This window comes from Amycolatopsis sp. NPDC054798 (assembly GCF_053611505.1).
Map to the genome: position 1 here is coordinate 26,385 of NZ_JBSHAM010000006.1, position 12,110 is coordinate 38,494.

General features: G+C 59.1%; 7 protein-coding genes. 4 read left to right on the forward strand and 3 right to left on the reverse strand.

Annotated elements, in window-relative coordinates:
* Nucleotides 1-143: 143 nt before the first annotated feature.
* Entirely contained in the window at nt 144-3,245 is a 3,102-nt protein-coding gene (locus ACWGIC_RS05770; protein ID WP_452074743.1) for a BTAD domain-containing putative transcriptional regulator, read from the reverse strand.
* Between the two features lie 619 nt (nt 3,246-3,864).
* Here ACWGIC_RS05770 and ACWGIC_RS05775 point away from each other — a divergent pair.
* From ACWGIC_RS05775 to ACWGIC_RS05790, 4 genes are all read left to right on the forward strand, one after another.
* A complete protein-coding gene (locus ACWGIC_RS05775; protein ID WP_452074744.1) occupies nt 3,865-4,278 on the forward strand; it encodes a hypothetical protein in 414 nt (137 codons plus the stop codon).
* A gap of 11 nt (nt 4,279-4,289) precedes the next feature.
* A complete protein-coding gene (locus ACWGIC_RS05780) occupies nt 4,290-5,204 on the forward strand; it encodes a sporulation-delaying protein SdpB family protein (RefSeq protein ID WP_452074745.1) in 915 nt (304 codons plus the stop codon).
* A 39-nt stretch (nt 5,205-5,243) separates the two neighbouring features.
* Nucleotides 5,244-6,290 (forward strand): GNAT family N-acetyltransferase, encoded by a 1,047-nt coding sequence (locus tag ACWGIC_RS05785; RefSeq protein WP_452074746.1) that lies wholly within the window; start codon nt 5,244-5,246, stop codon nt 6,288-6,290.
* Nucleotides 6,291-8,297: 2,007 nt separating this feature from the next.
* Nucleotides 8,298-9,506, forward strand: a complete 1,209-nt coding sequence (locus ACWGIC_RS05790; RefSeq protein WP_452074854.1) for an MFS transporter — start codon at nt 8,298-8,300, stop codon at nt 9,504-9,506.
* Nucleotides 9,507-9,508: 2 nt separating this feature from the next.
* Here ACWGIC_RS05790 and ACWGIC_RS05795 read toward each other — a convergent pair whose 3' ends face one another.
* Both ACWGIC_RS05795 and ACWGIC_RS05800 read right to left on the reverse strand, forming a co-directional pair.
* The gene (locus ACWGIC_RS05795; RefSeq protein ID WP_452074747.1) at nt 9,509-10,144 is read right to left on the reverse strand and encodes a DUF5825 family protein; all 636 of its coding nucleotides are present in this window, start codon (nt 10,142-10,144) and stop codon (nt 9,509-9,511) included.
* 12 nt (nt 10,145-10,156) lie between these two features.
* The gene (locus tag ACWGIC_RS05800) at nt 10,157-11,971 is read right to left on the reverse strand and encodes a RiPP maturation radical SAM C-methyltransferase (RefSeq protein WP_452074855.1); all 1,815 of its coding nucleotides are present in this window, start codon (nt 11,969-11,971) and stop codon (nt 10,157-10,159) included.
* Between the last annotated feature and the right edge of the window lie 139 nt (nt 11,972-12,110).

The window sequence follows — 12,110 nt, forward strand, 5'->3', positions numbered from 1 at the left end:
ACACCTGTTCTATATCTCACACTCTCTGGGTACGGCCGCGCTCTCAGCCCGGCGGCCCCTGCCCACCCCCCCCGCTCCCCCCCTCGTAGCCCGTGAGGGCTTGCGAACGTCGTCAGCATGCCTGCGACGGGGACCTTCGGAAGCTATTCGTCATGCGGCATGCAACGAAAGCAGATTGTGGATCGATCGTCGATAAACCTGAGATGATGACGAGCAAAATCGGCGTCGATCATGTTATCGGGATACAGCTCGACGGCCTTTCTCCAGTGCTGACCTGCATCGACGGCGCGTCCACGGCTCAGGGCGATGTGAGCGAACCCTTCCCATGCCCTGGCCTCGTACCGCTTAGATTCATAGGCTACCGCACGTTCTCTGGCCTGTTCGTATACTTGCTCGGCATGCTCTATCTTTTTCAGGGCGAAGCTGGCCTCGCCGAGGGCATTAAGTGATTCGCACTCGATCTTTCGAAATCCGAATTCCCGCGCTGTGCTCAAAGCACGTCGGCCGAAGTCCACGGCCTCCATGGATCTTCCGATAGAACGGTAGGCCTGGCAAAGTCCTAGAAGTGCAAGAGCTTGACCCTTTTTGTAGCCCTCCGAAGAGCTTTCGCTAAGAATGAGCTCGAATTCCTTGATTGCTTCTCGATGTTTTCTTTGATAGTGGAGCACGGTTGCGATGCACCACAGACGTGACAATCTGCGACGGGAGTGCTCGCCGTGTGGAAGTATTTGTATGGAGCGGTGGAGGTACCGCAGCGCTTCGTCGAAATCTCCTAAGTCTCGGCAAATGACGCCGAGATTATTCGCGATGGAGGTGTGTATTGGACTTTCGGGGTCGGATTTCTTCAGAAGCTCCTCGGCAGAGTTGTAGGCGGTATGTGCCTCGCCTAGGCGATCTTCATCAACAGCCAGGGTTCCCTGGGCGACAAGCACTGATGCTTGTCTTCGACGGTCATCGATGCTCCTGGCGATGGCAAGAGACTGATCAAGGTAGGCTTTCGCCTCGGTGAATGACTTGCGTTCGCGGCAGACTTCTGCGAGAGCTTGAAGGCAGGCGGACTCACCGGGCTTGTCTGCCAACGCGCGAGCTGCCTCCAGGGCGCCTTGGAGCAGCGAAAAGGATTCTCCTCCATAGTTGTTCCTCTGTGCAAATAGAGGAAATAGTATGCAGGGTAGCCTCCAGGCGTGCTCGTACAGGTCGTTCTCGAACGCAAATCGTGCGATCCCCATTAGATTTTCGTACTCGATATTAAGAATCTCTGCAGGAGTTTTATTGCAGTCCTCTCTCGTCGTGCCCAGTGCGGTCGAATCAATTGTCGGCAATGCGTCGCGGACGGGGTTGACAAGGTCTTTGCTCCAGGTAACCGCACAGTTCCAGTAGTAGTCAAGTGCTCGCATAAGCGTTTTCTTCCGCTCGCTGGGATCTTCGAATTCCAACGAAATTTGCCGGGAGCAATCCCGTACGAGATCGTGGAAGTAAAAGCGTCCAGCAACCCGTTGCCTTAGAAGGTTGTCGTCGTAGAGCGACTCCAAGCAATGTTCTGCCTGTTCAACTGAAAAGCCAGTCATTGCTGCTGCCGTGTATGCGTCGAAGTCTTTTCCTGGATGCAGGCCGAGAAGGCGGAATAGTTTTTGCTCATCTGGTTGCAGATATCGATAGGACAACCTCAGCGCGGCCATAACGCTTCGGTCGCGAGTTTCGAGGAAACGTATGCGCTTCGCGTGGTCCGTGAGGCGGTCGACAAGGTCCGCGACCTTCCAAGTCGGCCTGTTGCGCAACCTTGCGGCAGCGACGCGTATCGCGAGCGGCAGACGGCCGCATAGATCGACTACCTCGGCAACGGCATCGGATTCCTCGTCCGGCCTGCTCCGGTTGGCCACTCGGTTGAAGATTGTGACAGCATCCTCCTGGGGGAGGACGTCCAGCGACAGCGGAACGGCACCGTCGAGCGCCGTGAGCTTGCGGCGGCTCGTGACGAGCACCAGCACGTCGGCTGCGCCTGGGAGGAGCGGTCTCACGTGGTGCGCGTCGATCGCATTGTCGAGAACGACCAGCGCGCGCTGGTTCGCCAAATGCGCCCGCCACAGTGCGCTACGAGCCTCTAGTGTCGGCGGAATGAGCTCAGGTGGTACGCCGCTGTCGCGTAACAGGTTGTCAAGCGCCTGTTCCGGCGTTACGGGATCCAGACCCGGGCTGAAGCCATGCAGGTCGGCGAAGTACTGCCCGTCGGGATACTCGTCAGCGATATGCCACGCGAGATGGACAGCCAGCGTCGTCTTGCCAATCCCTCCCATCCCGTCGATTGCGGAGATCACGAGTGCTGTGGGCTCCGCGCTGTGCACTGCGGTTAGAAGCTGACTGATTTCAGCGGATCTGCCGGAGAAATCCATGATGTCGCGTGGAAGATAAGAACGACGAGAGTATGCGTTTTCTCTGGTCGGAAGGCGAGGATTGGGCCCCGCAGGAGTTTCGTCGACGACCTGGTGCGTCGGCCGGTTCGAATCGGCATGAATCTCGCCACGGAGGATAGAAGAATGAAGTTGGCGGATATGAGGAGTCGGATCAATTCCGAGCTCGTCAGCCAGTATCTTTCTTCCCTCCTCGTATACGGCGAGGGCATCTGCCTGGCGCGAACAGGCGTGGAGCGCCAGCATGAGATGACCTCGCAGCGACTCACGCAGAGGATTATCTGTGACCAGTTGGCGTAGCTCCCCGACTATCGACCGAGCCTGCCCGAGCTTCAAGCGGAGAGCCATCAGGTCTTCGATGGCAGACATTCGTTGCTCTTCAAGATTTGTGGCCGCAGTGTCGATCGCGTTGGCATGAAGGCCAGAAAAAGCACTGCCCCGCCACAGCTCGAGACTTGCCTGAAAGAGCTCGATGGCCTCTCTTGGCCTGCCTTTGAGTTCAGCTTGTCTGGCCAGCTGGAGATGTGAATTGAACTGATGCATATCCAGCGACGAAATTGGGATAGCGAGACGATAACCCGAGCCGTCGCTCTCTAATCGGACATCAGGTGGCGAAGTGGTCAATTGCCGGCGCAGAGAACCGATCGCGTTGTGGATCTGTTGCCGTGCTGATTGCGGCGGTTCGTCCCACAACTCTTCAACCAGCCTCTCGACTGGCACGAGACGGTTCGCGGCAAGGAGCAACAGCGCCAGCAGCTTCTGTTGCCGAGCTCCTGGTATGCCGACTGACTGCCCGGACAAGCGGACCTCTAGCGGGCCTAGAACTAGAAACTCCACGGCCTCCCCCTCCTCTGGGGCTGCCACGCTCCCGTGAGCGTCGTTGCCGCTGCGTAGCGGCAACGACAGCCTCCTATCCGAAGGAGGCCGACGGTTGCCCGACAGCCATCTGCACCCTACCAAGGGTAGTAGACCGGTAGCTTTTCGATAGCAGCCGTGCTAGCCTCGGTGTTGGTTTCGCTAACATGCTGTGCTTAAAACTCAAGGTGACAATTCTAGTTCGACGCTTGCAGGTTTGCGGGGAGGCAACGATGCGTGCGACTTTGGTTTTTTTAGTGCTGCTAGCGGGTGCGATGGTGGTCATGGTCGGCCCCGGTGTCTTGTCAGACGGCTCGCGAGGTCAGACCTTGGTGTCTCGAAATGAACTGGTCTCGCCGAGGATCCCTGGCGATCACGGTTGGTAAGGCGCGTAAACCTTTCCGGCGGGCTGGCCCTGTGCGCACGGAGAAGGTTGAATTTTCGGCGTCGTCAGAAAGCGGTTAGCGAGCCACGGCGAGGATTGCACGGATTTATTTCCACCGGAGCATCTGTACTGTGCTTGTCTATTGGATCATGTGTGGCGCAGTTTAGTGCGAGTGCGACTCTGGGCGATGTTCGCCCCGAAGATTCGACTTATCAAATGCTGTGGCCGGAAGAATGGAAATTTTTCGTACGGAGCCTCGACAAGGATGAGGTGGTCGCATACCGCGCCGAACCTGGTGGTCGATTGGGTCGGCTGCGTGAACGCCAAATCTGGGATGAGCAGCTCGGCGGCTTGAATCGGGGCTATGAGGCATACGCGAGCGAAGCGTGGAATATCGCGCTTCAGGTTCCGGGCCAGTATTGGGGCCTATGCGAGCACGTCGGCTCGGCGCAATGCGACAAGTCGTCGTACTCGGGGCACCCCTATCGGCTCAGTAATACATTGCCCGATCCTCGCCTGTGCGGACGGGTGTTTCTGGCGATCGAACGGGTAAGTCTTTCGTCTGTCGGCGATTCCGTTGACGGCCCCTGGTACCCGTTTCGAATAGCGGACGTCGACTTGCAATGTTGAAAATAAATTGCATGAGGGAGGAGATAACTCGAATCATTGTCGGTTTCGATCCGAGGACGAAATCGCTCGCTGTAGGCCGGAGTCTGTTGGCTTCTGCGCAGTTGATGACCCTCGGGTTGAACTCTGATTCGGCACTGTTCTTCCGCTCGGCAGAATCGTCAGCAGGCGTGCGATGCGAGGGGATCCGGTCGGCAGGACTATGGTGCCTGGACGGCGAATCCGGTTCGAATTTAGTTGTCGCACGTCTGCTGGCGGTCGCCGTACTGGTGGTTGTCTTGTCAGGCCTGTCGCCTCGCTGGACGTGCATTCCACACTGGTACGTGAGCTTCAGTCTTGCGGCGAATATGTCCCTAGCCAACGGCGGGGATCGGGCGGGGCAGATAGCTGCCATGCTCTTTGTGCCAGTGTGTCTCGGTGACGATCGGAAATGGCAATGGGTTGTTCCGTGCTCCAGTCTGCCAGCGCGCTGGAAGGGTAGATCATTCGCCGCTTGCCTGGCCCTTCGGTGCCAGGTATCGGTTATCTATCTTGTGGCAGCCAGCTCTAAATTGACCGACCCGGTGTGGCGGAATGGTCGCGCCCTGTACATACTCGCGTATGATGGCGAATTTGGGTTGCCGGTGACAATTCGGCATGTTCTGGGATCCGCACTGGGATCTACATGGCTTGTCGCGATAGCTACCTGGGGAGTTATATTAATTGAGTACGCCATCGGGATTGCCGCACTATTCGGGTTCCGCTGTCGAAAGTTTGCTCTTGCTCTAGGCGTGTGTCTGCACTTGGCAATAGGTGTGCTGCTCGGCTTGGCGAGTTTCGGGTTGACAATGATTGCACTGTTGATATCGGTCTCGTATTCGTCGCGATCCGCGGGCTTCATGCAACCTTCGGAATTCGACGGCGGGATCAGTAATTCCGGGAAGGTATGAGTCTGTGGTGCGCCGTCGTGCGCGGGAAGGGTGAGAACAGTGGTCGACGGAATTGTCGTCAGAAGATTCTATCCCGAGGCAGAGGATGACGCGGGTTTCGCTCGCTATCACAATGTCGTGATGGCCAGCCAGATTGTGGATCGGCCGAGCGATCCTTGTATTCCGCTCGAGGAAACCATCGGGCAGCTCAAGAACCCTCTTCCAGGCAGGGGAGAGAGCGCATTTTGGGTGGGAAGTAAAGGTGATAATATCGTCTCCGTGGCGCAGGTGCAGTTTCTGAGCGAAGAGCAGAATGGTGCGGCAGCGATAACTGACATCGTCGTACATCCGAACTGTCGACGAACTGGAATCGGTACCGCCATGCTCGAGGCCGTGTTGCCTGAGTTGAAGGTGCGCGGCCGTGATGTGATTGAAGGATGGCGGGCGGTCCCGGGAACCGCCGGGCAGTGGTGGGCAGAGTCGCTAGGTTTTAGCGTAGTGCGTACTGTGGTAAAGCAGTTGCTTGCCGTCACTGAGGTCGACAGGTCGCTCTGGGATGTGAAGTTGCCTGAAGGCTACCGTCTGGAGCGATGGATCGGGGCTGCGCCGGAGTCTGCGATCGAGTCTTATTCGGTCGCGCGCGATGCGATCCATGACGCGCCATTGAATGGATCTGCGTACCGATGGCAGGAGTGGACGGTGCAGCGGGTGCGCGAGGCTGAAGCTGAGTGGCGGAGGCAAGGGTTCGAGCAGCGTGTCGTGATAGCTGTGCACGAGCAGACTAGCGCCGTCGCGGGATTTACCGAGGTGGTCGTGCACCCGCGTCGTCCGGACTGGGGAAACCAGCGCGAGACCGCGGTGCTGTCCGAGCATCGAGGGCGGGCCTTGGGGCGATGCCTAAAAGCGCATATGTCGGAATGGTTGACAGCCGATCACCCGAAATTGGAGCGAATCGCCACGGCGACAGGTGCCGACAACATCAACATGATCCGCGTGAATTCCGAAATCGGTTATAAGACGGTTGGGACTGTCATCGCGGTCCAGCAAGAGTTGGTCCAACTGGAAGATTACCTTGCTGGATATCGTGATCGGAGACGTGCAGATTGACGGGCGGAGGTTCTGCTGGCAACGAAATTTCTATTATCCCCGAATCTGGAAACGATATATTGAGGTACCCGAAGTTCGGAGTTGAGCAGCTTGTGTTTGAGACTTCGCAGGTTGTGAACGGGCGAGCCGATGGAGCGCCGATCAAGGTGGGTTGCTTGTCCAGGCTAGCTTGGATCGTTCGACAGTCGGATTAGGTGCCAGCGTGGATGTGCCCGTGCTGGAGAATCGATTGCTGGAGTTCAATGCGGCAGAGGAGGCTCCGCATGGTGCCTGCTGACGAGTAGCCGACGGGTTCCGTACCGGTAGGCACGTCTGCAAGCCTTTCAGGTGTGGCCAGCATCCGACCCTGTCGGTTGACAGGCTGTCCGGTACTGTCGCGCTGACCTGCGAGATCTGAGGAGGGAGGCAGCCGGCGGCCGTTAATGCTATGGGGCGTGTCTGCTGGTGTGCAGATTCGTAAATTTCGAGTACTTTCCCGCGGGAGAAGCGGCGGTCTCTGGCGCTCGGGCGTGGCATTTTGGGCGATTCGGGAAGTGCTTCGTGGATCTTGATGAGACGAGTCGACTCGTGCTTGCTGCACAGATTGGCGTTTGAGACGTGGGATGGGGTCGGTGGGTGATACCCAGTTCGGCAGCGTCGTTCCCGGGCGACCATCTGCTCTGCGGAAAGGTGGATTGGGGCCACCTATGTGAACGCGGGACCGAGGTTGCCGGGCTAGAATGTCAGAATGTGCTGAACTGTGAGCCAAGTGCCAGAAAGAGCGGGCTCGGCAGAAGCAACGCCGTGCTTAGTGCATCATGCCGAGATCGTTTCATTGCCGTTGTCGGAGCAGGAGTTCGAGCTCGATCGGGGCCAGTAAGAGAACGTATCACGCAATCGTCTGTGAAGTGAGGTAAGAGAAAGAAAGTCTCGGCGGAGAGCCGCTTCTGCAAAGGGCATAACTATGTCAAAGGTGATGGTCAAGGACTGGACCGCGAAATTGGATAGTCAACGCGCGCTTCCGGACGCATCGGGCAAAAATATTGTTTATGCCGCCGTGATCCTACCTTCAGCAGCCTGATGGGGCTCGGGCGGCCGTTCGGACTCGATACCGGGAGTCGGCAGCTGCCGGTGGGATAGCGAGGTGAATGTTCGCCGATGATTCGGCGCCCTGTCTCCCGACTGGAGGTTTTGGGGCGAGCGCGGCGAGGACTTGCTGATCGTGGTCACCGCGGCGGTGTCGGGTCGCGGCTTGCTGGGGCGTCCAGTTGGGCAACCGGACGGCAGGGCGACGGAGGGGCGGCGCCCCGCGAAGAGGTTTGCCGATGGCGACCTACACCTGCATGGCCGCCTGAAGCCGGACGTCTTAGTCGTAATGAACACGCTTGAGCTGAGAGCGGAGTAGTGCGGCAGGCGAGCGATGACTGGCCGCCGCGATATGGTGATCAGAGTGGCAAGGCAAGGTGGGAGCTTGGCATGTAACCTCTGTCGAGGTGGCAGAGTCTGGGGGCGGTGGAGTGATGTTGTCCAGATGTCCGAGGCGAACAGCAGGTAAAGCTAGAACTCGTAGCAGTTCAGCAGCGGCTTGTAGGCGACGGATGTCTCGCTGTTCTCGTGAGGTCTGACTGGTGGTATGTACCCGTTGGCCGACCTCGACCCGGCACGCGATGATGATCGAGCGGCACTCCCCAGCGACCGCCCAATAGTCAGACAGCGAAGCGATGCAGTTCGAAGAGGTGATCGCTGGCTGACAATATGTAACAGCCGGTCATGGTGTTTCGTGATTGAACCATTATGTATGGGTGGCGCTTGCTTTTGTTTTCAGGCGGATGCGCAGGAGGTCGTGAGATGCCCAGGCCAGACCGCGAGGAGACATCCAGCTCGCAGGACTCGGAGGGATTGAGTGGGCGTGCGACCGAGGCGGAAGAGCATGCCGGCCCGAAACAGTCCGCCCGGTGGGGCGTCTTCTCAGGTGGCACGCCGGCAGGTGCTCTGCGCTCTTTGGCTCCGTTCTCTGCTGGTCACCGCATGCCCGGTGCGACACGGTGTCTTATCGTAAGCAATACTGTGACGTCGTTCGGATCGAGTGTGACGGTCTTTGCGCTGCCGCTGGTCGCTCTGTCGACGCTTCATACGTCCTCCGCAATGGTCGCCGCGTTGTACGCGACATCATTCGCATCCGCGGCGTTGGCAGGCCTGCCTGCTGGAGCATGGATCGACGGTGCGAACAAGAAGCGAGTCGTCGTGCTCAGTCAGATAACAGGAGCTTTGATCGCATTCTGCGTGCCGGCTGCCGCCGCGCTCGGCGTCTTGTCGACGGGGTTGCTTTTCTTCGTCGCAGTGGTCGCGGGCCTGACCGCGACTGTGGTGCAAGTCGGTACGCAGGCCTTGTTGCCGCTGTTCGTTGAGAAAGAACGAATGGTATCGGCCAATGCGAGCCTCGTCTTTGGCCGGTCGCTGGGCACTATGGCCGGCCCTGGAGCAGGCGGTGCGATTGCTGGATTGCTCGGTAGCGGCAATGCGCTCATGCTCGACGGTGCCGGCCAACTGGTGTCGGCGGCGTTGTTGCTGTGCTTGCTGCCGCCAACAAGAGCCTGCAAGAAGGTTCAACGCGGGCGGTCGACTGTACGGCACGGGATCCGGGTCGTTGTCCGGGACCCGGTGCTGGTGCGGATGCTTTTCGGCACCGCGGTGTTCTCGGTAGGAGGCGGGCTGATCGGAAGCTTGTACTTTGCGTTCGGCTACCAGGAGTTGAGTCTCACGCCGGCTCGTATCGGGATCGCGGTCATGACAGGCAATGCGGGTTTGCTGATCGGCGGGATTGCGGCGAAGCACGTGATCGACCGGCTGGGGATTGGTCGTGCGGCCACGATCACGATTACTTGCGCGGTGGCGTCTTTCGTGCTGATCCCGCTTGCGCGTCATGGCGTTCCGCAGCTTATGCTGACCGGGTACGAACTCATATTCGGTTTGAATATATCTGTTTTCCGGGTCTGCGTCGCTACCCTCCGGCAGCAGCGGACCAGTGTGGACCTCCAAGGCCGGGTGTTCAGTGTGATGCTCGTCGGGCAGACGTTCGGTGCTCCGTTGGGCGCGCTTGTCGCGGCGACTTTGGCGACATCGCCGCTTGGCGTGAGCGGGGCGATCGTTGTAGGGATCATTATCGGTGGGCTCGGTGCCGCCGTATATTGGTTGCCTGGCCGTGGCGCATGGCTGACCGGATCGGCGGCGCGATAACGTCACACTGAGAGGAACGGCACCGGCCAATGCCGCATCCGGAACGGCAGGGTTACGAATCGCTGCTCGCCGCGCACGGCCAGCCCGAACTGCACAGCGTCGTCCAGTGCTGACATCTCTTCCGAATCGAGTTCGGCGAGCCGACTGGATTCGGCAAGGGCTGCGAAATGCGCCGAGCTGGCCCCCGTGATCGTCAGGTGAGCCGCCGGTCCATCCGGGCGGACATCCTTAACGAGAACGAATTCGGGTCCGTTCCGGTAGAAGTATGTTCCGTAGCGGAATGCTGTGCGCCATGAGGCTGCGTACGCGTTTGTCTCCGAATCCACTCCCGATACCGGTGGCACTAGTTGACTTAGGTTTCTCAGCTCGAGCAGCGGCCTGCCACCGAGAACCCACCCAATTCGGAGAGTGTGGCTGGTCGCCTCTCGGAGAAACCGAACCAATTGCAGTTCGTCGTCGATCTGCTCGCCCAGCACTACCGGCCCATTGACTCGGATCAATTCGTGGGCTTCTGCGGCGAGTTCGGCCGGGTCCGCGCCGATCAGGTCCTCGGCGGCTAAAGTACTCCCGGACCTGGTGTTATGCGTGGGCAGGACCGAGAGGAAATCGGCGCTAGATTCCGAAGTCGTCCTCGACATTCTTAGGCCTCTTCATTCGATCTTGACCGGGAACGCGGTTGTCGCGATCGCAAGGTAGGAGCCTCCCTCAGTGAAAAGCAAACCTCGTTCGAGCAAGGTGCTCAGAAAGCGATGCAGCTTTTCTGGGGTGAGTGATCGTCCGGATGCGAGGAGGCGCCGGAGGATGGCATTCGGTGTCCTTCCCTTCTCCAGCTCGAGATATGCGGCAATGAGATCGGGATCGCCGAGTACGAGATCCTCCTGTGGCCAATTGGCCCTGCGATCCTGCAGTACGATCGCGTCCTCGACTTCGATGCGTCGCAGGGTGCTTTCTGGGTAAAGTTCGTTCCATGCGTTTACCTGTTCTTGCAACGGCCAAGCCTCAGCGTCGGTGAGGCCACGCCCTTGTGTGTCGAATAGGTACACCATGTCGAATACGTCATGTTCTGGAAGCCGGTACACGTGCCGGTAGAGTTCCGCGCTCGTCCGGTCTGGGAACCCGAGTGCGGGGTTCTCGAAATAGGGGCTGAAGCGCTCGAGGAGGATTCGGCTGGCGGCGACCGGCGGCTGGAGATGACTCAGTGCCGGAAGCTGTGGCAGAACCTCTTCGTAGTCGCCCGCGGTTTCATCGGGAAAACCGTACAGCCAGTTCCAGGAAACTGTCAACTGAGCTGATTCGCAATCGCGTAAGGTGCGCACGTTTCGGATGCCGGAGACACCTTTATCCATGATTGACAGTATTCGGCTGATCAACGACTCAATACCAGGCTGTACGTGCGCCACGGATGCTGCACGCAATGCCTGGATATCTTCTTTTTTGAGATTTGACTTCACTTCGTAATGGAGGCGCAGATCCCACCCGAGTTCGGCAATTTTCGGCAGTACGGTCCGAAAGTAGCTGTTGTCGATGATGTTGTCGACCGCGATGACGTCCAGCACCTGGTGGCGCGCGACCAGGCGGGTCAGCTCGTCGAGCACGCGATCGGCCGGTTTGGATCTAAACTCCATCAGTGTTCCGTTCAGTCCGCAGAAGGTGCACTGATGAGCCTCGCCCCACCAGCAACCTCGTGCGGTCTCGATCACCAGTTTCGGCTCGACGTACTTCCGGACCACTGAGCCGTCGATGTGGTCGAACCAATCGTCGAAGTCTGGTTCCGGGATGCGCCCTGGCGGGAGCGGATGCGGTTCGGTGGGGTTAACGCGTTGAACAGCGCCGTCCCACCAGCAGAGGCCGGCTATGCCTGTCGGCGATCCGTCGCCGTCGAGTGCGCGGATCAGCTTGGGAAAGGCCTCTTCACCCTCGCCGCGCACTACGTAGTCGACGAACGGGTAGTTCCGCTGGAGGGCGGCGCCCATTGATCCGTCGCAGTTTCCGCCGCCGAACACGATTGCTACGTGGTGGGCGCGCTGTTTGATCTGTTGCGCAACTGCCAGGCTGGCCACGTTCTGCATGAATGTGGTGCTGAATCCAATGACGTTACAACCGCTTGACAAAATTTCACTGGCAGCCAGCGCGACGAACTCCTCTGCATGCGCGCGCATTCGCATGGCCAACGAGATATCTAGGTCTCGGTCAGCCGCGTAATCTTGTAGTGTCGCGAAGCCGAACTCGGAGTCGCCGTGCAGGACCCCGCTGAATACCCAGTCGCCGAGTCCGTGGAAAAGCCCGCTTTCTGCGATTTCGATGTACTCGGCGGCGCCGATCTCGCCGGCCGACGCCTCGATGAGGAACTCGGTCCAGCGCAGTCCGCCGTGATAGGTGTGCGGGCGTTCCAATCCGCTGCTGACGCAAGCGGAACGCAGCAGGCCGATCGGCAGTGACGGGGACTCGATGGCTTGCCACGGCATGGCCACTAGGCATGCTGATCGGGGCATGACGTCTCCCTGCGTTGTGTCCGGGTGGGATCGTGCTGCGACGACCCCACCCGGAATGTCACTTATCCTTATTGGTTCGCCGCGCTTGCGGGTCTCCAGTCGCGCTGTACTT